The organism is Burkholderia sp. EMB26, assembly GCF_024730645.1.
Taxonomy (GTDB): Bacteria; Pseudomonadota; Gammaproteobacteria; order Burkholderiales; family Burkholderiaceae; genus Burkholderia; species Burkholderia cenocepacia.
The window spans coordinates 2,795,920-2,814,489 of the sequence record NZ_CP078071.1; the positions used below are offsets into that span (position 1 = coordinate 2,795,920).

Consider the following 18,570-nt stretch of genomic DNA (forward strand, 5'->3'; position numbering starts at 1 on the left):
CTGCTCTGTTGGCGCTAGACATCGGACGCCGGATACATCGGCGAGTTTATGGTTTAGATCAAGCACGGTTAACAAATTTTTTGGCCTCCGGAGTCAAGTCGCAGGACGATGTGCATTTGAATAAATGGTTGGGATTTATTTGTGAAGTGTGATTTTTTTAACGAGTGATTTAATAAAATAATATGGCAAATTTTTCTACTGAATTTCCTATCGATCCTCGAAATGGGGTTGATGATGTAATCAATTTGGCGTGTAAATGGATCGCTGGGAGTCCTCACTCTAAAATACCACGGAATGTGCTTTCTAACGTTTCCGTTGATTCTGAGTGGAATTACTCGAATGGTAACGAGCGGGTGACGATAGCTGCCGCTAAAGGTGGGGAGTATGATATCGGCGGGCTTCGTTATGTTAATGTAGACAAAGGGTTGGAATGGGTGACATCTATTGTTTCGCTTAAGACGGCCGATAGAAACCTGCTGAGTATTCAGATTTCTTGTGAAGCGCTAAGCGCAACAGTGAGGCTTCCGCCGCCCAAAAAGCCCTATTTTATTCGCCAGGTGCTCGCGGAGCTCGGTGGGGGGATGGACGGCGAGATTCCAGTGACAGAGGCGCCGTTTCGTTTGGGCGAGGACGACTCTGGCATAGCGGCCGCCTTGATGATGGGGGTCGCTAATAACAAACTTCCGATTGTGTATGTAAGTGCAGGTTTTGGTGGGGATTATTTGATTAATCCGGATGAACTGGCTAGGTTTGTTTCGGGTATGGCTCATGTTGTGGTTGAGCCAAGTAGGGTTTTCTCGTTTAAAGTAAAAACTCTTACGAATTCAAGCAATGTTTTCGGTGGCACTATTGGTGTTTATTGGCCTGAGAGTAACGGGCGAAGTGTATATTATCTTGATGAAGATACGCCAAATCGGCGTGCTATTCAGATTGATATTGCGAAAGATATTCGGCTGGCTCTTTCCAACAGAAGAGTTAGAACGAATTGTACTTGGAATCACTTGATGGAAACGATGTCGAGAAGGCGCTATGATTTGCTGAAAGCGCAGGGGTCGACGGAGTTGCAGGCGTATATTCAGGTGTTTGATGCCGATCAAGCGGCAAAAGATCTAAAAATTGCCGAGGCTGAGCAGGAAATTTTGCGACTTAATGCGGAGCTGAAGCGTGTCTCTTCAATCGGTCAGCCATCGGGGCGCGGTCTTGTGGTTTCTGGTAAAGAGCAAGATCTGTTTGATCATGAAATATCTGATGTTATTATTTCTGCGCTTGAAGAAGCTTTGCGGGCGGTGAGAGATAATAGCCGGCGGCAGCATATTTTGATTGATCTTCTGAGCGTTAACAAATCCTCTGGAAATGGTCGCAAGATTGAGGCAGAGATAAAGAATTTATTTAAGGCGTATCGAGATATGGACTCTCGAATGAAGAATGCCTTAGCAAAGATGGGGTTTGAGATAACGGAGGATGGGAAGCACTACAAGGCGGTATTTCAAGGGGATGGTCGATACACATTTGCTATTCCCAGGACTAGTAGCGATCACCGGGCCGGAAGAAACACAGCAAGTGACATTAACAATGTTCTCTTTTGATGTTGCGATTGGCTTCCGATTTGTTATCGGAAATTAAAATCGAGGAACTCGCACGTGGCGCGACGCAGATCACGTGCGAGGTTCGATGACTATATCGGTACCGGATTGTCGGCCCATTGTCCGCGTTCGCCATCCATGGTCGCTCAACTTGTGCGGCTACAATGCCGATGATCGCACTTGGCGATCTGCCGCATCCTCAGCAGGTTGACACGCCAGATATCGCACTCCGCGTTTCTCGCCGGCGCGTCACGCATGGATGACCGTACTAATGTCGAGTGCTCCACTACCTAAACCCGAACGTGATAGAACGAAAGATGAGAAATAATGCCATCAATGTTGATCGCGCTGTTTGCGCCGACCATCAATAGGCTGTTATAAGAGTTTGCCGGCGATGCTCCCTTTATCGTGTTCGGTCTCGACGTGGCGGTTGCGGACGGAATTGGGAATCCGGTTGTTGTAACTGAGAGAGTAGCCCCAGTGGGGGAGTGCGGTGCTCTTGATCTATTTACCACCCGGTTACCGTGCCGGGGCGATGTCGCAACTACTATCACAATCACCGCCAACAAGTGCGGTGTCCGCAAACGGATGCCATGTTTCCGCGACTCGGAACGATGCTCGTGACAAGAAGCCTCGTTGTCGGGACATGAATGCGTGCGCGGCTCGGCTTTCGGTCGTCATAACAGAAAAGCGCGGCGCGCTGGCCGCCTCCGCGACGTTCTGCAGATTTGACCGCTCACCAGTGGTGGCGCGCGAGCTGCCAACATGTGATCGCGAATTTGTCAAAATTGAGTGGCATCAGAAATCATTTTTCTTATTACCAAATTTTCGAGCTTTGCGACAATAGGGGATGAGTTATCTACATGTGGTTTTAGGTGCAACCCTTCGTTGTATATAACACCCAATAAGAATGCTACTTCCGGCACGCTTATCCCGATGGATGCTGCGAAGTCAAGTTTTTTTCGTGTTCCGTTCGTGTCCAGGAATTTTTTTTGAGAATCGGAATCCGTGATCTTGTTGTATGAAATTTCTTCTATTTTTACTCTAACATAACAGCAGATGGCAAACGGATCATACTGATCGCCACCTTCATCATATTTTTTCCACTCATCAAAAATAAATTCGTGGAATCTTTCCGATTTCCCCCAGCTCTCTTTCAATCCAAGAGCTGCAAACTCATTTTGGAGATCTACTTGGGACGGATTGAAGTGTAAGTGGTGTCGCTCAACGCCAGCCTTTATTGAATCATTGCTGCGGCTGGTGATTAATTTCCTAAGGTGCTCATTTATAACGGGACTTCTCTTGTCGATAAAATGAACCTTCTGATCTTGGAATGCATAGTTCTTGAAGTAAATTGGATTTAAGTGCGTGAAAATGATAGGGTAGATTCGTTTCCCATCTTTCTTCATGTCCTCGATAAGATTGGAAATGTAATACTGGACTGCCGTGAGGTTGCCGTCATCAAGGTAGTCAAAGATTTCGTCAATTATGAGGATGCAATCGCGCTTGCCGATCTTGCCCCTGATTCGCTGAATCATTGCCGCGAAGGTCAACGAGTCGCGTTGACCATTGGAAATATGTAACGCATTAGGAAAATCGACAATCAATGCGCCCTTACGCTCTTTTGGTTTGACTTTCTTCCATGTCGTGTCGAAAGATGATATGAGCTGACTGTACACATCTTTATCTCGAACGTATTGGGTATATGCACAGGCTTTCTTAAAGGCCTGCGGATCCCTCGCATAGAGGATGCATAACTGATACGCAGAAAGCAAACTATCTATACGTTCTTTAATCTCTGGAACATGACGAGACACGATATCAGCGATCTGTCTCAAGCAGGGGATTTCGTTGATCTTGGTTTCACAGTTAACTTTGATCCAGTTGCGAATAATGCTAGCATCTCCATCCTGTGCATTAATTTCATTTCTAATATTGTCAAGCTTATCTTGAGTTTTGACGCCGGAAAATTTTGTCAGCGTCGAGAATTCCTCAGAAAGTGCGTCGATTGCAGTCGGATTATTTAAAATACAATCGATTCCGGTAAGAATTTTTCCATTTTTCCCGAACGCCTTTCGGATCTCCGCGATACCATAATCGAAGTGCGTGGTTGGGGGAATCTTGTCAACCAGCACAATCTCATTTATTTTTAACGAGGCAGACGCGGTCGTGAACCCGCCAACGTTATTTTTCACGGCTTTGGCTTTAAGTCTACTGTTTATCACATAGACATCCAAGACCTTGGAGATGTCATTTTTCGTCTCGTCTGCCGTCAGAACGCTTATTTTTCCTGCGACGTCCCGCAACTCGATAGTTAACCTCGGCTTATGGATTTTGCTGGCCTCGTGAAGGTGGTCGTCATCCAACTTAAGCCTTGCTTGGTTTAAACTTGCGAACGCTGCTGTTATCGAGCTTTTCCCAAAGCCATTAGGCGCAACCAACAGGGATGGTTTATTGGGGATGATTTCGGCCACGACATCTCGAATTTTAGCCCCTTTTACGTTTTCTACTTTTATTCGAAGAATGGTCATGTCTGCATCTCGCTGTAAATGTTGTGTTTAGTTCTGAAGGCATTCATGCAAAATCATACACTCCCCTCGTTTGCCAAACGAGTGAATGACACAGGGAATAGCCGCCCATCGGTCAAGCGTGCCCTTATTGTGCCCGCTTGCTCAATTTTCTGTTTGCTACGGCCGATCATCCGCCGTGTCCGTTTCATCGCAACACTCCTCGCTGCTATGCAGCCTCAAGCATTGACGGGTTGAATTCGCACTCGAAAGTTGCCATAGAGGCGAAGCTGACTCGGGCGGCGGCATTGGGTCGGTGAAGGTCAACCGTAGCTGCTCTCTTTGGTTTAGCGATTTGTCGAACACCCGGGAACGTAACCTGCCGAATTCGCAACATCTGCCTTGTGTTGCGCATCCCTATACCGAACGGCCAATCCCCTCATTTCCCCATTTCTGAGATGCCAGCCCGACTACACTGGTCATGAAGCATTGCTTCTCGCCATCGGAAGTTGACCGCAGTCCCCTCCGCCCCGATGGTCGAAAGAAAGCCGTCTTGCCCAACAAGACCCAGCGAAGAGGGGAGAAAGAAGGGGAAACTCGAGGGACCAAAAAAGCGCGGGCCGCATGGGCGGCAACCCATACGACCCGCTGACCACCACCAACTCGACACAGGAGTCGGAAATGGCTGACGCCAATACTAAGCCACGTCGTAGAAAGAACAAACCCGTCAACATGCAGAAGAGGTTTGAGCTGGTCCTGCGCAACTACCCGGACCTTCCCAAACGAGGCTGGCCGTACCTGCCGTGGATGCAGGCGATCGACATTGATTTCAAGATCTTCGGATTCAAGCCGGGCGACCGCATATATCTGAACGCCAACTACGTGACCCGGCAGATCACGATCACTCCGGACTACGGCCAGTTGGCGCTGCGAGAGCAGCCGTACCACGATCCTGATTGGGTACCGCCGCCGCTGTAACGTCTGCAAGGGCCGCTTGATGCGGCTCTAGCGAGTGGAACGCAGGCGTTTCCCGAATGCGCTTGACCGCCGGGGCGACACCGCCCCGGCCATTGCCGCGAACGCCTCGAATCACACCTGTAGCCACCGTCAACAACTGTCACGACCGCAAGGCCCGTGAGGCCGCGCCGCGCCTGCTGAAATAGCCGAATGGCGTCAAATCACTGCCCGCCAACCCGCCGCTTCACAACCGCCCCCCGCTGCAACACATACTCGACCCGCGCGCCTTCATCGGCCACAACCCCGATATCCTCAAGCGGATTTCCATCCAGCACGACGAGATCGGCGATCGCTCCCACGGCAACCACCCCAAGCTCCCCCGTCATATTCACAATCTCCGCCGCCACCGTCGTCGCCGACCTGAGCGCTTCCAGATTCCCAAGCACCTCCGCCCGGATCCGAAACTCCCCAGACTGAAATGCATGCATCTCGCCGAGCAAGTCCGACCCGAACCCCATCTTCACCCCAGCTTTCGAATAGATCTCAAGCGACTCGCGTCCTTTCTGCTGCACGGAGGCCACCTTCGCGATGGAGTCCGCCGGCATCCCAAACTCCGCCCCATGTTTCGCCAGCGCGTCATAAGTCACCAGCGTTGGCACGACAAACGCTCCCCGCTCATGCATCAGCGCCGCAGCCGCTTCATCCACAAGATTCCCATGCTCGATCGTCCGCACACCGCATCTCACAGCCCGCGCAATCGCCCGCCCCGTATACGCATGCGCCATCACATAAGTATTCGCGGCCTCGGCCTCGTCGACGATCGCCCGAATCTCATCCTCCGAATACTGCGTGTTCGCGATCGGATCGGTCGGCGAAGCCACGCCGCCTGACGCCATGATCTTGATCTGCGTCGCGCCTTTCTGAATCTCCTCACGCACGGCGAGCCGCACGCCTTCGACGCCATCGACAACCCGCGCAATCGCCCCCGTCCTGAAGCAGCAGGAGCAAGGCTCCAGCAAATCTCCACGAGGCCGGAAATCCCCATGCCCACCAGTCTGCGACAACGCCTTCCCCGACGGAAAAATCCGCGGCCCCGGAATCAGCCCCGTCTCAACGGCCTGCATCAAACTCCAATCCGCGCCCCCCGCATCCCGCACACTGGTAAACCCCCGCGACAACATCGCATCGAGAATCGGCAGCGACCGAATCGCCGCGAGAATATTCGGCTGCGTCGCATTCGCGCCGAGATTCGCATTCGACGCCAGCACATGCACATGGCAATCGATGAACCCCGGCATCACGGTCTTGCCGCGCACGTCGATCACCTGCGCATTCGGCAAATCCACCGGCCGATCGGTGACTTCGACGATCCGCTCGCCTTCGATCACGACATGATGATGTTCGAGCAACACGCCTCGTTCGAGGTCGAGCACGTTGCCGCCTTGAAGCACGGTAATGGTCATGAGCAAAAATCCTTATCGAGTCGTTGCGGCCGCACGCTTCGCATCCTTCACGAAGCGCGTGCCGACGAAACTGACGGCCGCCGCGAGCATCACGTAGAACGCGGGCGCCATGTCGCTGCCGGTGCGGGCGATGAGCCACGTGATCAGGAACGGCGCGAACCCGCCGAAGATCGTCACCGCGAAGTTGTACGCGACGGACAACCCGGTCGACAGCACCTTGGTCGGAAACAGCTCCGCGAACGCCGCGAGGATCGGCCCCGTATAGGCCGCGATCAGCACGCCGAACACGGCCTGGAACACGATCAGCGACGCGAACCCCGGCGCATGGTTGATCCACGAGAACATCGGCCACGCGAGCACGAGGATCGCGAGCGCCGAGCCGGACAGGAACACGCGGCGTCCCCACGCGTCGGCGAGTCGCCCGACGATCGGCGAGCAGCACATGATCATCAGCCCGCCGACCATGCCGGCCGTGAAGCCGGTCGATTGCGGCAGATGCAGCGTGCGCACGGAATAGGTCGGCATGTAGAACAGCAGCACGTAGGTGCAGACCGTCCACAGGATGACCATCGAGAAACTCGCGAACGTCTCGCGCGGATACGTGTGCAGCACTTCCTTCAGCGGCGAGCTTTCCTTCGCCTGCGATTCGATGGCGCTGAACGCGGGCGTCTCGTCGATATGGCTGCGAATGAAGTACCCGACCGGCCCGACGATGATCCCGAGCAGGAACGGCAGCCGCCAGCCCCAGCTATGCAGCGCCTGCGTGTCGAGCGACGTCGTGACGAACGTGCCGGTCGCCGCACCGAGCAGCACCGCGAAGCCGATGCTCGACTGGATCCAGCTCGAGTAATACGCGCGCTTCTCTGGCGGCGCGTATTCGGTGAGGAACGCGGTGGCGCCGCCCATCTCGCCGCCGGCCGAGAAGCCTTGCAACAGCCGCGCGACGACGATCAGGAGCGGCGCGGCGATGCCGGCCTGTTCGTAGGTCGGCGCGATCCCGATCAGCGCGGTGCCGGCCGCCATCAGCAGAATCGTGAGCGACAGCGCGGCCTTGCGTCCGACCTTGTCGGCATAGACGCCGAGCACGATGCCGCCCACCGGCCGCATGAAGAAGCCCACGCCGAACGTCGCGACGGTGAGCAGTACGGACGTCAGTTCGTTGCCGGTCGGGAAGAACAGCTTCGCGATGATCACCGCGAAGAAGCTGTAGACGGTGAAGTCGAACCATTCGAGACCGTTGCCGATCACGGTCGCGACGATGGCGCGGCGGCGCTGTTGCGCCGCTGCATCGACGGCAGGCGCGGCGCGCGGGGAGAGCGTTCCTTGCATGGTCTCTTCCTTGGTCAGAAGACGGGGCGGCTGCCCCGCGTGAATCCCATGCTAAGGACAGCTGCAATTTTTTCTGAAACGAAAGATTCGCATGCCTGCATGCGCTGCACGCATGGATCGGGCGCGTGGTATTCAGGCCCCGGTTTGCTGCTCCGCTTGTTCGAACAGCCAGCGGGTGAACAGGCGGGCGGCCTGGTTCTGCGCGCGGTCGTTCGGCGAGATCACGTAATAGCCGCCGCCGTGGCTCGCGGACGCTTCCGTCACGCGCACGAGCAGGCCGGCTTCGATGCAGGCGTCGATCATGTAGCGCCAGCCGAGCGACACGCCCTGACCGAGTATCGTCATCTGCACGATCTGCGGATAGGAGTTGATCGTGATGTCCTGCGGCTGCGCCTTCTGCCGGTCGACGTCGTTCAGGTCGAACCATTCGGACCACGACATCCATTGGCGCTGGCCGTCTTCGAGGCGCAGCAGCGTTTCGTTCGCGAGATCGGCCGCGTCGAGCGTGCGGCCGGCCAGATAGCCGGGCGCGCAGACGGGGAACACTTCCTCGTCGAACAGCCGGCGCGCGGTGTATTCGGCCGGCGCCTGCTGGCGCACGTAGTAGACGCCGACGTCGAATTCCGCGGGCGACATCGACGCAAGGCCGTCGCGCACGATCAGGCGCAGCTTGATGTTGGGATAGGTGGCGCGAAAGTCCGGCAGCCGCGGCGTGAGCCACAGCAGCGCGACGCCGGACGAGCACGCGATCGTCAGTTCGAGATCGCCGTACGGTTTCATGACGTCGTGCGTGGCTTCCGCGCATTGCACGAGCAGACGGTGGACTTGCGCCGCGTATTGCTCGCCGGCGATCGTCAGCCGCAGCGAACGGTGTTCGCGCACGAACAGCGAGCGGCCGAGGAATTCCTCGAGCTGCTGGATCTGGCGGCTGATCGCGCTTTGGGTCAGGTGCAGTTCGGCGGCGGCTTTCGTGAAACTCGCGTGCCGCACGGCGGCTTCGAACGCGATGAGGCACTGAAGGGGCGGCAGGGGCGTGATGCGCATGGCGGGCAGGGGAGTCAGGGGAGGCGCTGCCTCCATGATACGGGCGGACCTGACGAAAATCGCCACTCGTGACGGGGCTGTGGATTCGCCCTATTCGTGCGAAGATTGCGCGAAACAATACCGACACGTATCCGAGAACGACGTGACCCCTATCGAACCCTGAGAGCAAAGTGAAAGCCGCCCACCCACCCTGGATGCCCGTCGCGCTGGCCGAACTCGGCATCCGCCGCCACCCGCCGGGCAGCATCAACCCGCGCATCGTCGAATACAACAACCAGACGAACCTGGTCGGCTACGACGACAAGATTTCCTGGTGCTCGTCGTTCGTGAACTGGTGCATGGCGCACGCTGGATTCCGCGGCACCGGCTCCGCGCTCGCGCGCTCGTGGCTCGAATGGGGCAAACCGCTGGAGCGCCCGGTCTACGGCTGCATCGCGATCCTGACGCGGGATGATCCGACGAGCTGGAAAGGGCACGTCGGTTTCTATCTGCGGCACGACGCCGAACACGTGCATCTGTTTGGCGGCAACCAGCTGGAAGAGGTTCGGGAACTTGCGTATCCGTTGCATGAGGTGATCGGCTATCGTTGGCCGGCCACCGAATGACCGGGCAGCGGTAACACACAACAATCCAGAACAAGGAGCCCGCAGTGCAAACCGGCAATCTCCGCCTCTACGCGGATGCGCAATACACGAGCCCTTATGCGATGTCGGTATTCGTCGCGCTCGAGGAAAAGTCGCTGCCGTACGAACTGGTGACTGTCGATCTCGGCAACCGTGCGCATTTCGCGCCGGACTATGCGGCGACGTCGCTGACGCAACGCGTGCCGACGCTCGTGCACGACGACTTCGCGCTGTCGGAATCGTCGGCGATCACCGAGTGGTGGACTCGTGGCGAGTGTTGCGCAATATGGTTCGGCTGCAATTGACACCGTCGGAAAGGCTGGGGCTCAGTTGGGTACAGGCTGGCTTCGACTAGAACGTTTCCTCAACGTCGCGGGGAGGTACGGCGGCGCGGTGGTTGGGCTCGTGTCTGCTGCGATTGACATCTATCATGCCGTGCAGGATTTCAAGGAAGGTAATGTGACGATGTTTATCCTGGATGCCGCATCAGCGGTTGTCGGTCTTGCTCTCGCTTACTCTGTCATATTCCTTTCGGCATCCGCTGCAGCGGTCGTGGCCCTGCCGCTTCTGCTTATCGCTGCCCTTATTGGTATCCTCATCAACTACTTCAAGGGTAAGGAAGTGGATGAGTGGCTTGAACGATGTTTTTTTGGGCTGAAAGAGGCCAAAGAGCGGTTCCCCACTCTGGCCGAAGACCAAAAGGCATTTACGGCAATGCTTTCGTGATGGAGAAAAGAGATGGCATTTGACGGACTCTCGTGGTACCGCCTGAACCGGCCGGTCAGCGAGGAGGAGCAGGCTGCCCGCCTCGCAATCGGACAGCCTGCGTCTGACACGGCTAAGGATGAGCGTTCAGTATTCTCGATGAGCGATACTTGCCTAGAGGTCCGAGACGGAAACTATTCGGAGAAGGGCTGGGGGGTCTTTGCGTTTATGTTACCGGGGCTCGGTTCGTTGGCATTCACGGCGGCCCTTCTTTGGATGATGACTCATGTACCTCCTATCTACGAGCAGCGGGGACAACTGGGGCTCATTTATGGAGTGCTTGCGTTTTTCTTGTTTGTCGCGCTCGGTTTCTCGGGAATTGGCATTTGGGCATTGACACGCGACTGTTTCAATTACACCTGCAAGCCCGTCCGGTTGAACCGGCGTGACCGGATGATTTACGCGTTCAAGCACAATGGCCCTGGCGGGGTTGTATCGGTACCCTGGGATAGCGCCTTCCTGTACGTCGAACGCAAGCCCAGAAGCGGCCCCACGCGCACGGCGCCGCGCGTGGTTCGTTGCCTGGTTCTTGACGACAAGGGGATGGTCAAGGATACATTCTCGATGGGAACGCGAGTTGTCCTGTCGTCCGATGAGGGAAGCGTCGGGGGACAGGAGGTCATGAAAGTCCTCTACCAGGACTTTGAGTTCTACCGGCGATTTATGGAAGAAGGCCCCGCTTCGCTGCCCCCGGTGACCGAGTTCCTGCCGAAGGGAGCCTCCCTGCGCAATTCGCTGAGGTTGAATTTCGACGGAACCTCGGGCCTACTTAAGTCGGGCAATCCGATAGTGTGGCTGGTGGTGGCGGTCGGGGCACTTCCCGCATTCTCTCAATCCCTATTGCATTGGCTCGCCCAACTGACTTGCCGCGAACCGGTATGGCCGGACGATATCGAGCGGGCGTGCAATGCTGCGACGCCGTCCAACGGCCTTACAGCATGAGCCGACGGTTCATTCGTCAGGGCGATAAGACCGATCGCAACGGTGTTGTGGTCGACGGTATCGCCGGGACCTCATTGCAAGGCCAACCTTTCGCTTATCTGGGCGCCCCGGTTCAATGTCCCGCCTGTGGCACGACGGGTGTCATCATAAGCGACGGCTCGCCACGTGCGATGACGATGATGGGTAAGCAGGTCGCATTAGAGAACGATTTGTGTCAATGTAAATGTGAGCCATTGCCGAAGCTGATGTCGTCCCAGACTCTCGGTTCAATAAAGACATGACGGTGCGTCGCTGCCTGTTGCAGGGCAACGGGCGCGGTTGTTGAAACGTATCAATCACGGGCTCGTTGCCGCTCGCGATGAGTTGTACGGTCATTTCCTATCATGATGCGGACGATTGCAGGGTTGGCGTGCGAAAGATGCACGATCCGCCTGATAGCCATATAGCCGATGGCGCGCCAAGGCGACGGCGCATGACCGTGATGGCCACCTTCGCAGTGGATGACCATCGATACGATTTCTATCGGTAGGGCTTCGGCAAAGGAGTGAATCGCCTGAGCCTGCTCCGCGGTCAACGTACGGGCGAGTTTGTCCCGCGGTCTCTTCGATAGATTCGGGTTCAGGAAATCGACGTCCGCAAAGCTCAGTCGCAGCAGATGGCCCTGAATCAAGCGTGCGTTCATGCCGCGTGCATACATGCTGATGACGTGATCGTCGAAGCCGGGCAGCCGGCATTGATACTTGCCGGTCAATTGCCGTTCGAACGTTGCCTGCCGGTCATGCGGAATATCCAGCTTCAGTTCGCCGTTGGGGCGTGAGGAACGTCTTGGTGCGGGTGCCATTGCGGTTGCCGGCCTTGCCTTGCTCGGTCCCGGCTTCCGGATGGTGGCTCATCTCGGCCGCGAGCATGCGCTCGGCCAACCGCTTCCCGAGCTGGCCGGCCAAGCCCCGATTCGCCCCAGGATCGACTCGGCGTTCTTGCCCTGAACCTGGGCAAGCAACTGATCGTCAGTTCGTCGGGAAACACCTTCGGCGCCTTCGGATTCTTGCTTTTCTTGATCACTGTTGCATCGGTCATAGGACGTTAGTTCCGTTATCGTTTCATGACCTCGGCACACTAAAAGTCTGACAGGCTCCCGCATCGTGATCCCACCTAGTTCTTTGCCACAGCTTCGGTTTCCGCCCGCGGTCCACCCGCCGCCTCATTCCTGCTCCACCCACCCCCAAGCGACCGATACAACGCCACCGCCGCGAGCGCATGTTCGCGCTTGACCTGATTGAGCGAGTCCGAATCCCGCAAATAAACCTCCTGCGCCGACAGCACATCCAGAAAATCCGTCGCGCCGCCCTTATAGAGCTGATTCGCCAGCCCGAGCGCTTTATCGGAAGCCGCCAATGCGCTACCCAGCCTTCGCGTCGCCTCATCGGAACTGACGAGATTCGCACGCGCATCCTCGACTTCCCGCAGCGCTTGCAGCATCGTCTGCCGTAACCCGAGTTCCGACTCGCGCATCCGGCTTTCGCTCTGCGAGATATCGGCGGTAATCCGCCCCGCGTTGAAGATCGGGCTCGTCGCACTCAGTGCCGCGCTGAACAGGTTATCGGTCAACGTCGGCAGCCCGAGATAGGAAGCCGCCAGAATCCCGTCTGTCAGGTTCAACGAAAACTTCGGATACCGCTCGGCCTTCGCCACGCCCACCTGCGCTGCACGCCGCTCGACCTGTGCATAGGCAGTCAGCACATCCGGCCGCCGCAACAACGCCTGCGAAGGCAACGTCCCCGGCGCGCCAATCGGCGGCGCGGGAATCTCCCCGGCCTGCGCCAACACGAGCCGATCGACCGATTCCGGCGTCCGCCCCGAATACACGGCGATCAGATTGAGCTGATGCGAAATCTGCGCCTGCGTCGGCGGAATCCGCGCCTCGAGCGCGTCGAGCTGGTTCTGCGCACGTGTCACGTCGAGCTCCGTCGACAGCCCGAACGCCTGCCGCTTGCGTGTGAGTTCGAGCGCATGCTGGCGGATCTTCGCGTTGTCCTGCAGGATCTTCAGTTCCTGCTGCGCCCAGCGCAGATCGACATACGCGGATGCCGCGTCGGCCGCGAGAGCGAGGCGCATCGCATCTTCCGCGTGCTTTTGCCCGACCAACTCCGCTTGAGCGGCCAGCAAATCGAGCCGTTCACCGCCGAACACATCGGGCGACCAGCTCAGCGCGAGCCCGGCCCCAGCCTGCCGCACATAACCGAGCGGCGGCGGCGTGTTCTGCCGCGCGTCGGCCGCATGCGCGGTCGCGTCGAGTTCGGGCAGCAGCACCGCGCGTTTCTGCACGGTCAGCGCCTGCGCCTGCTTCACGCGTTCGGCGGCGGCCTGCAGATCGAGGTTGCCGTCGAGGACGGTCGCGATCAGCCGGTCGAGCACGGGGTCGTGGAACTGCGCCCACCAGGTGGCCGCATCGATGTCCGCGCGCGGCACGTCGGTATCCCACGCGGTGGGCGCGAGCGTCTGAACGGAGTCGTTCAGCGCCGGATGCTGCGCGGGCTGCACCGCGCACCCGGCGGCGAATGCGCTGACGGCCAGCGCGACGAGTAGCTTCTTCATGATGATGATCCCTGGGCCTCAGTGCGCGTCCGGCGGCGGCGCGTTCAACGTAATGGGTTTGGAAAACACGACGGCAAGCAGTGCGACGACGAAGCACAGCGACAGCGCGTAGTACGCATCCGCATAGGTGAGCGTCAGCGCTTCGCGATAGATCAGCCGATGCAGGTTCGCGAGCCCGGCCTGAGCGGTGTTCAGCGTATTGCCGGCCACCGAGCCCCAGTACGCGGCCTGACGATCGAGCAGCGATGCGACCTGCGGTTCGCCGGCGCTCACGTGTTCGTTCAGCCGCAGGTAATGAAAATTCAGCCGGTCGTTGAGCATCGTCGCGCTCACCGCGATGCCGATCGCGCCGCCGAGGTTGCGCATCAGGTTGAACAACCCGCTCGCCGATTTCAGGCGCGATTGCGGCAGCGAGCCGAGCGCCATCGTCACGATCGGCGGCACGCTGAACTGCTGGCCGATGCCGCGCAGCGCCTGCGGCAGCAGTAATTCCTGCCAGCCCCAGTCGTGTGTGATCGGCGTGTACAGGTAGGAGCCGAGGCCGAAGCAGATGAGCCCGAACACGAGCAGCGCACGCATGCTGACGTAGCGCGCGGCAAACGCATACGCGCACAGCGCGATCAACTGGAACGCGCCGACCGACAGCAGCGCGATACCGATCTGCAGCGAGCTGAACGCACGCACCTGCGCGAGAAACAGCGGCGTCAGGAACACGGTCACGAAAATCCCGATGCCGGTCACGAACGACAGCAGGCTGCCGATCCCGAAGTTGCGCACGGCGAGCGCGCGCAGGTCGACGATCGGGTCTTTCGCGGTCAGCGCATGCACGATGAACAGGAAGCCGCAGATGCCGGAGAGCCACGCGCAGATCACGATCGCGTCGTCGCCGAACCAGTTCTTGCGCGGGCCTTCCTCGAGCACGTATTCGAGGCAGCCGAGGAAGCCCGACATCAGCACGATGCCGAGATAGTCGCCGCGCTTGATGAGGCTGAGATCGGGCGCGTCGATATGCACGTAGCGCGGCACCAGCGCGGCTACTGCGATGCCCGGCACGAGGTTCAGGTAGAACAGCCAGTGCCACGACCATTGATCGGTGATCCAGCCACCGATCACGGGGCCGATCGCCGGCGCGAGCGATGCGAGCGCGCCGATGGTCGTCGACGCGATCAGCCGCTGCCTGCCGGGGAACAGCACGAACGCGGTCGTGAACACGGTCGGGATCATCGCGGCGCCGAGCGCGCCCTGCAGCCCGCGAAACAGGATCATCGAGTTGATGTCCCACGCGAGCCCGCATAGCATGCTGGTGATCGTGAAGCCGACGGCCGACGCGGCGAACAGCCAGCGCGTCGACATCACCTTCGACAGCCAGCCCGACATCGGGATCACGATGATCTCGGCGATCAGGTACGCGGTCTGCACCCACGACAGTTCGTCCTGGCTCGCGGACAGCCCGCCGCCGATGTCGCGCAGCGACGACGCGACGATCTGGATGTCGAGCGTCGCCATGAAGAAGCCGACGCACATCAGCGCGAACGCGAACACGCGCTGTCTGGTCGGTTGCGACGCGGGGTCGCCGGAAAACGCGGTGGTCATCGTCGGCTCCCGCTCAGTGCTGGTGGTCGGTATGCACGGTCACGACCGCGGACAGGCCGGGGCGCAGCACCTGCTCGATACCGGGCTGCGGATCGAGATGCACGCGCACCGGCACGCGCTGGACGATCTTCGTGAAGTTGCCGGTCGCGTTCTCGGGCGGCAGCACGCTGAAGGTGGCGCCGGTCGCGGGCGCCAGGCTGTCGACGCGGCCGTGCAGGCGCGTGCTCGACGCATCGAGCGCGACGTCGACGCGGTCTCCCGCGCGCATCTTGCGCAACTGGTCTTCCTTGAAGTTCGCGTCGATCCACAGGCCGGAGGCCGGCACGACCGTCAGCAGCGGCACGCCGACGTTCGCGAGCATCCCGACGCGCCCCGTGCGGTTGCCGACGTAGCCGTCGACCGGCGAGCGGATCGTCGTGTATTCGACGTTGAGCGCCGCGACGCGCTGCGCGGCGAGCGCGGTGTTCACGCGGGCCCGCGCATCGGCGAGCTGCGCGCCGAGCACGTCGAGCTGCCGCTTCGATGCGAGCAGCGCGGCGTCGCTGCGTTCGACGGCCGCGCCGGCCTTCGAGTAATCGGCATCCGCGCGCTCGACGATCTGATTCGATACGGCGTCCGACTTCACCAATTCGCGGTAGCGCACGCGGTCCGACGCAGCGCGCGTCAGCTCGGCCGACGACGCGTTCTTGTCGGCCGCGTGCTGGCCGATCACCGCGTATTGCAGTTGCTGCTTCGCTTCGAGTTCGGTCACGGCGGAGCGCGCGCTGTCGACTTCGGCGCTGGCCTGCGCGAGCTTCGCGTCGTAGTCGCGCGCATCGAGCTGCACGAGCACGTCGCCGGCCTTCACGCGCTGGTTGTCGGTCACGAGGATCTTGTCGACGAAGCCGTTGACCTTCGGTGCGAGCACGGTCACGTCGCCGCCGACGTACGCGTCGTCGGTGCTTTCCTGGAAGCGCAGCACGAACAGCCAGTCGAGCGCGGCGGCCGCGACCACGACGACGACGGCGCCCACCGCGATGCGCATCCACGGTACGCGGCGTTGCTGCTTGGCGGGCCGCTCGGTTGTGGCTGCTTCGCGTGACGAGGCAGCGTCTTGGGTCGTATCCATCGATTCACCTATGTATATGCACTTATTAAAGCGATCGACGGCACGACGTCGATCGGGGAAAGGGTTAGCGTTCCGGCAGGTTGTGCGTGATGCGGAACAATTCGTCTCTCAGTCGGGCCGCCTGCACCGACCCGAAGCACCGCTCGAACGCTTCCTGCGCGGCGAGCCAGTGCACGTGCGCATCGGCCACCTTCGTTTCGCCGTGCGCGGTCAGCGCGAAGGTCTGACCGCGGCACGGCGGCTCGATCCGCCCCGTCACCAGCGCCGCGCCGACGAGCGGCTTGAGCGCGCGCAACAGCGCGGTGCGTTCGATCACCAGCACGTTCGACAGCGTCGCCATCGTCAGGCCGGGCCGCTCGCGCAGCAGCGCGAGGATGCTGTACTGCGACGGCGTGACGCCCGCCCGCGACAGGTAGCGCTCGTAGAACTGCGAGATCCGCCGGGCGGCTTGCCGGACCGCGAAGCAATCGTCATCGGTGAGCGTGGTCTTGTGCATGTGCACATGTTAGGTGGCGACGCGGCGCGAAGCGAGGGGCGCGGCGGGATCAGATTGGTGTCGTGGCTGTATCAATCGGCGTCGGAAACGCGCATTCGCGCGCCCGGCGTCACGCCGCCGCCGGAACGATCCAGCCTTCGCGGTCGCAGTACGCGGCCGTGTAGTCGATGAACGCCTTCACCTTCGCGGGCAGCAGCGCGCGGTTCGCGTACGCGAGCTTGATTTCGACGAACGCGTCGACGAGATCGGCTTCTTCCAGCAACTGCACGAGCGCGCCCGATGCGAGTTCGGCCTGGACGAGCGTCTTCGGGACGACGCCGATGCCGAAGTCGTGCATCACCATTTCGCGGTTGAACACGGGGCTGTTCGACGAGATGTCGAAACGGAACGGCACGGTGAGCATGTCGCCGTCGACCCGGAACGACAGCGCCGGGCGGCGCAGCGACGGCGAGATCGGCACGAACGCGTGATCGGCGAGGTCGGCCGGCGTCTCGGGGCGCGCATGCGTCTGCAGATACGCAGGCGTCGCGACGATCACGACCGGAATGCGCTCGACCAGCCGCACGACGGTCGATTCGCTCGTCAGCATGTACGGCACGACGATGCCGATGTCGTAGCCTTCGCCGACCAGATCGACCGGGCGCTCGGTCAGCGTGACGTCGAGGCGCACGTTCGGATGCGCGCGCTTGAAGCCGGCGATCAGCGGCACGAGCCGGTTCAGCGCGGCCGTCGTATGCGCGACGAGGCGCAGCAGGCCTTCGGGCTCGCGCGTGTGCGTCTGCGCTTCCACTTCCAGCGCGTCGAGTTCGTCGAGCACGGCCGCGCAACGCTCGTAGATGCGCTCGGCCGTTTCGGTCAGCGACACCTGGCGGGTCGTCCGGTGCAGCAGCCGGCTGCCGAAACGCGCCTCCAGATCCGCGACCGCACGCGATACGACCGGCCGTGCGAGGCCGTGCATGTCGGCGGCGCGCGTGAAGCTGCGCATCTCCACCACCGACCGGAAGATGCGCAGCTTGTCGATGTAGTCCATGTCGGTCTCCTTGACGCGATGGCCGGCCGCCGGCCGCTGTTACGGCGGAGTGTACATTGACTTTATGCATATGCACATATAAATTGCCGAACATGAACGACACCTCGATTGCCCAGGCGTGCAACTGTCTCGCGCTGCGTCAGGCAGCGCGCTTCGTCACGCAACTGTACGAACGCCATCTGGCCCCGGTCGGCGTCACGCCCGCCCAGTTCTCGATCATGGCGAACCTCACGCGCCACCCGGGCCTCCTGATGAGCGAACTTGCCGACATGCTCGTGATGGACCGCACGACCTTGTTGCGTGCGCTGAAGCCGTTGCAGCGCGACGGTTTCGTCTCGACGGCGGCGTCCGAGCACGATGCACGCGCGCATGCGCTGCACCTCACGAAGCTCGGCGAGCGTACGTTCGCGCAGGCAAAAGTCGCGTGGCAGGCCGCGCAGGACGAATTCGACACGCAGTTCGGCCGCGAGCGCGCGAAGGCGTTGCGCAATGAATTGTTCAGCCTGACGGCGGAACGGTAGGCGGGGCTGGCGTG

16 protein-coding genes and 2 pseudogenes are annotated in these 18,570 nt (G+C 59.7%); 8 read left to right on the plus strand and 10 right to left on the minus strand.

The features are described from left to right. Positions 1–182: 182 nt before the first annotated feature. A complete protein-coding gene (locus KU887_RS29335) occupies positions 183–1,586 on the plus strand; it encodes a hypothetical protein (protein WP_212066395.1) in 1,404 nt (467 codons plus the stop codon). Positions 1,587–2,365: 779 nt separating this feature from the next. Here KU887_RS29335 and KU887_RS29340 read toward each other — a convergent pair. Next, a complete protein-coding gene (locus KU887_RS29340) occupies positions 2,366–4,114 on the minus strand; it encodes a hypothetical protein (RefSeq protein ID WP_212066393.1) in 1,749 nt (582 codons plus the stop codon). A gap of 657 nt (positions 4,115–4,771) precedes the next feature. On the opposite strand from KU887_RS29340, the gene KU887_RS29345 reads away from it, so the two are divergent. Further along, complete coding sequence (locus KU887_RS29345) at positions 4,772–5,068, plus strand: hypothetical protein (protein ID WP_006496041.1); 297 nt, start codon at positions 4,772–4,774, stop codon at positions 5,066–5,068. A 200-nt stretch (positions 5,069–5,268) separates the two neighbouring features. Here KU887_RS29345 and KU887_RS29350 read toward each other — a convergent pair whose 3' ends face one another. The 3 genes from KU887_RS29350 to KU887_RS29360 all read right to left on the minus strand — a co-directional run bounded on the left by KU887_RS29350 (position 5,269) and on the right by KU887_RS29360 (position 8,883). Then, positions 5,269–6,510, minus strand: a complete 1,242-nt coding sequence (locus KU887_RS29350; protein ID WP_109342145.1) for an amidohydrolase family protein — start codon at positions 6,508–6,510, stop codon at positions 5,269–5,271. A gap of 12 nt (positions 6,511–6,522) precedes the next feature. After that, on the minus strand, positions 6,523–7,839 hold the full coding sequence (locus KU887_RS29355; protein ID WP_258256572.1) for an MFS transporter: 1,317 nt from the start codon (positions 7,837–7,839) through the stop codon (positions 6,523–6,525). 132 nt (positions 7,840–7,971) lie between these two features. Continuing rightward, positions 7,972–8,883, minus strand: coding sequence for a LysR substrate-binding domain-containing protein (locus tag KU887_RS29360; protein WP_034178642.1), 912 nt, complete (start codon positions 8,881–8,883; stop codon positions 7,972–7,974). 194 nt (positions 8,884–9,077) lie between these two features. Between KU887_RS29360 and KU887_RS29365 the strand changes: the two genes are divergently transcribed. The 5 genes and pseudogenes from KU887_RS29365 to KU887_RS29385 all read left to right on the plus strand — a co-directional run bounded on the left by KU887_RS29365 (position 9,078) and on the right by KU887_RS29385 (position 11,494). Continuing rightward, on the plus strand, positions 9,078–9,488 hold the full coding sequence (locus tag KU887_RS29365; RefSeq protein ID WP_006496036.1) for a TIGR02594 family protein: 411 nt from the start codon (positions 9,078–9,080) through the stop codon (positions 9,486–9,488). 44 nt (positions 9,489–9,532) lie between these two features. After that, a pseudogene (locus tag KU887_RS29370) lies at positions 9,533–9,766 on the plus strand (glutathione S-transferase N-terminal domain-containing protein); the annotation flags it as partial. A 7-nt stretch (positions 9,767–9,773) separates the two neighbouring features. Continuing rightward, a complete protein-coding gene (locus KU887_RS29375) occupies positions 9,774–10,232 on the plus strand; it encodes a hypothetical protein (protein WP_233634008.1) in 459 nt (152 codons plus the stop codon). 12 nt (positions 10,233–10,244) lie between these two features. Beyond that, positions 10,245–11,213: a DUF6708 domain-containing protein gene (locus tag KU887_RS29380; protein WP_205672335.1), complete on the plus strand. Its 969-nt coding sequence runs from the start codon at positions 10,245–10,247 to the stop codon at positions 11,211–11,213. Continuing rightward, complete coding sequence (locus KU887_RS29385; RefSeq protein WP_012338534.1) at positions 11,210–11,494, plus strand: PAAR domain-containing protein; 285 nt, start codon at positions 11,210–11,212, stop codon at positions 11,492–11,494. Before KU887_RS29380 ends, KU887_RS29385 begins: the two co-directional genes overlap by 4 nt. 361 nt (positions 11,495–11,855) lie before the next feature. Here the strand turns inward: KU887_RS29385 and KU887_RS29390 are convergent. The 6 genes and pseudogenes from KU887_RS29390 to KU887_RS29415 all read right to left on the minus strand — a co-directional run. After that, positions 11,856–12,290 (minus strand): annotated as a pseudogene (locus KU887_RS29390) (transposase); the annotation flags it as partial. A 75-nt stretch (positions 12,291–12,365) separates the two neighbouring features. Then, the gene (locus tag KU887_RS29395; protein ID WP_080322325.1) at positions 12,366–13,808 is read right to left on the minus strand and encodes an efflux transporter outer membrane subunit; all 1,443 of its coding nucleotides are present in this window, start codon (positions 13,806–13,808) and stop codon (positions 12,366–12,368) included. A gap of 18 nt (positions 13,809–13,826) precedes the next feature. Next, complete coding sequence (locus KU887_RS29400) at positions 13,827–15,401, minus strand: DHA2 family efflux MFS transporter permease subunit (RefSeq protein WP_258256586.1); 1,575 nt, start codon at positions 15,399–15,401, stop codon at positions 13,827–13,829. Positions 15,402–15,414: 13 nt separating this feature from the next. Beyond that, positions 15,415–16,509, minus strand: coding sequence for an HlyD family secretion protein (locus KU887_RS29405; RefSeq protein WP_034202668.1), 1,095 nt, complete (start codon positions 16,507–16,509; stop codon positions 15,415–15,417). 64 nt (positions 16,510–16,573) lie between these two features. Then, a complete protein-coding gene (locus KU887_RS29410; RefSeq protein ID WP_006491751.1) occupies positions 16,574–17,005 on the minus strand; it encodes a MarR family winged helix-turn-helix transcriptional regulator in 432 nt (143 codons plus the stop codon). A 109-nt stretch (positions 17,006–17,114) separates the two neighbouring features. Next, positions 17,115–18,035, minus strand: coding sequence for a LysR family transcriptional regulator (locus tag KU887_RS29415; RefSeq protein ID WP_006491760.1), 921 nt, complete (start codon positions 18,033–18,035; stop codon positions 17,115–17,117). Between the two features lie 92 nt (positions 18,036–18,127). Between KU887_RS29415 and KU887_RS29420 the strand changes: the two genes are divergently transcribed. Continuing rightward, positions 18,128–18,556, plus strand: a complete 429-nt coding sequence (locus tag KU887_RS29420) for a MarR family winged helix-turn-helix transcriptional regulator (RefSeq protein ID WP_006484349.1) — start codon at positions 18,128–18,130, stop codon at positions 18,554–18,556. Positions 18,557–18,570 lie beyond the last annotated feature (14 nt).

Coding starts and splice junctions, on each gene's coding strand:
- KU887_RS29420 (WP_006484349.1), top strand. CDS start 18,128: ATGAACGACACCTCGATTGCCCAGGCGTGCAACTGTCTCGCGCTGCGT.
- KU887_RS29360 (WP_034178642.1), bottom strand. CDS start 8,883: ATGCGCATCACGCCCCTGCCGCCCCTTCAGTGCCTCATCGCGTTCGAA.
- KU887_RS29350 (WP_109342145.1), bottom strand. CDS start 6,510: ATGACCATTACCGTGCTTCAAGGCGGCAACGTGCTCGACCTCGAACGA.
- KU887_RS29395 (WP_080322325.1), bottom strand. CDS start 13,808: ATGAAGAAGCTACTCGTCGCGCTGGCCGTCAGCGCATTCGCCGCCGGG.
- KU887_RS29385 (WP_012338534.1), top strand. CDS start 11,210: ATGAGCCGACGGTTCATTCGTCAGGGCGATAAGACCGATCGCAACGGT.
- KU887_RS29365 (WP_006496036.1), top strand. CDS start 9,078: ATGCCCGTCGCGCTGGCCGAACTCGGCATCCGCCGCCACCCGCCGGGC.
- KU887_RS29405 (WP_034202668.1), bottom strand. CDS start 16,509: ATGGATACGACCCAAGACGCTGCCTCGTCACGCGAAGCAGCCACAACC.
- KU887_RS29340 (WP_212066393.1), bottom strand. CDS start 4,114: ATGACCATTCTTCGAATAAAAGTAGAAAACGTAAAAGGGGCTAAAATT.
- KU887_RS29400 (WP_258256586.1), bottom strand. CDS start 15,401: ATGACCACCGCGTTTTCCGGCGACCCCGCGTCGCAACCGACCAGACAG.
- KU887_RS29410 (WP_006491751.1), bottom strand. CDS start 17,005: ATGCACAAGACCACGCTCACCGATGACGATTGCTTCGCGGTCCGGCAA.
- KU887_RS29355 (WP_258256572.1), bottom strand. CDS start 7,839: ATGCAAGGAACGCTCTCCCCGCGCGCCGCGCCTGCCGTCGATGCAGCG.
- KU887_RS29335 (WP_212066395.1), top strand. CDS start 183: ATGGCAAATTTTTCTACTGAATTTCCTATCGATCCTCGAAATGGGGTT.
- KU887_RS29415 (WP_006491760.1), bottom strand. CDS start 18,035: ATGGACTACATCGACAAGCTGCGCATCTTCCGGTCGGTGGTGGAGATG.
- KU887_RS29345 (WP_006496041.1), top strand. CDS start 4,772: ATGGCTGACGCCAATACTAAGCCACGTCGTAGAAAGAACAAACCCGTC.
- KU887_RS29380 (WP_205672335.1), top strand. CDS start 10,245: ATGGCATTTGACGGACTCTCGTGGTACCGCCTGAACCGGCCGGTCAGC.